Here is a 1,215-nt window from a genome sequence, read left to right on the forward strand (position 1 = left end):
CTCATCGCCAGCGCCGCGATCATCGGAGACAACAGCCATCCAGTGAACGGAAACAGAACACCCGCTGCCAGCGACACGCCGAGCGCGTTGTAGACGAACGCGAAGCCCAGGTTCTGCTTCATGTTGGCAATGGTTTCGTCGGAGATGACGCGCGCTTGCGCGATGCCACGCAAGTCGCCCTTCACCAGCGTCACTTGCGCACTGTTCATCGCCACATCGGTCCCGGTTCCCATGGCAACGCCGACGTCGGCCTTGGCCAGTGCCGGCGCGTCGTTGATGCCGTCGCCGGCCATCGCGACGATGCGGCCTTCGCGCTGCAGTCTGTCGACCAGCGCCAGCTTGTCGGCGGGTTTGACCTCACCATGGACTTCGTCGATGCCCAGCCGGGCCGCAACCGCTTTGGCGGTGGTCAATCCGTCGCCCGTCGCCATGATCACGCGCAGGCCCGACGCCTTGAGTGCCGCCAGTGCTTCGACGGTCGTGGCCTTGATCGGGTCGGACACGGCCAGCAAGCCTGCGGCCTTGCCGTCCACCGCGAGGAACATCACGCTGGCGCCTTCGACGCGCAACGATTCGGCCTGCGCTGACAAACCATCGACTGCCACGCCCAACTGCGTCATCAACGCCGTGTTGCCGAGTGCCAGCTTCTTCCCGCCGACGCTGCCGCTCACGCCGATGCCGCTCGCCGATTCGAAGCTGTCTGCCTTCTCCGGGTCCAGCTTTTGCGCCTTCGCCGCACGCACGATGGCGTCGGCCAGCGGGTGTTCGCTGCCCTGGTCGAGACTCGCAGCGAGTCGCAACACGTCTTCTTCGGTGAAGCCGGGTGCCGCGACCGCTCGCTCGAACGTCGGCTTGCCTTCGGTCAGCGTGCCGGTCTTGTCGACGATCAGCGTGTCGACCTTGCGGAAGTTCTCTATCGCCGCGGCATCGCGGAACAACACGCCCTGCGTCGCGGCCTTGCCGGTCGCCACCATGATGGACATCGGCGTGGCAAGCCCGAGCGCGCAGGGGCAGGCGATGATGAGCACGGCGACCGCGTTGATCAGGCCATAGACCCAGCTCGGCTCGGGTCCGACCAGGCCCCAGACGACGAAGGTCAGCAGTGCGATGCTGATGACCGTGACGACGAAATAGCGCGCGACCTGATCCGCCATGCGCTGCATCGGCGCCCTGGAGCGTTGTGCCTGCAACACCATCTGCACGATGCTGGCCAGC

General features: G+C 65.9%; 1 protein-coding gene. It reads right to left on the reverse strand.

Features of this window, described 5'->3' with window-relative positions; translation table 11 throughout:
* Window positions 1-1,215: heavy metal translocating P-type ATPase (locus QN413_RS26995; RefSeq protein WP_323499634.1), on the reverse strand; the 1,215-nt coding region annotated here is incomplete at both ends.

It is taken from the genome of Variovorax sp. LG9.2 (genome assembly GCF_035018885.1).
Lineage (GTDB): Bacteria > Pseudomonadota > Gammaproteobacteria > Burkholderiales > Burkholderiaceae_C > Variovorax.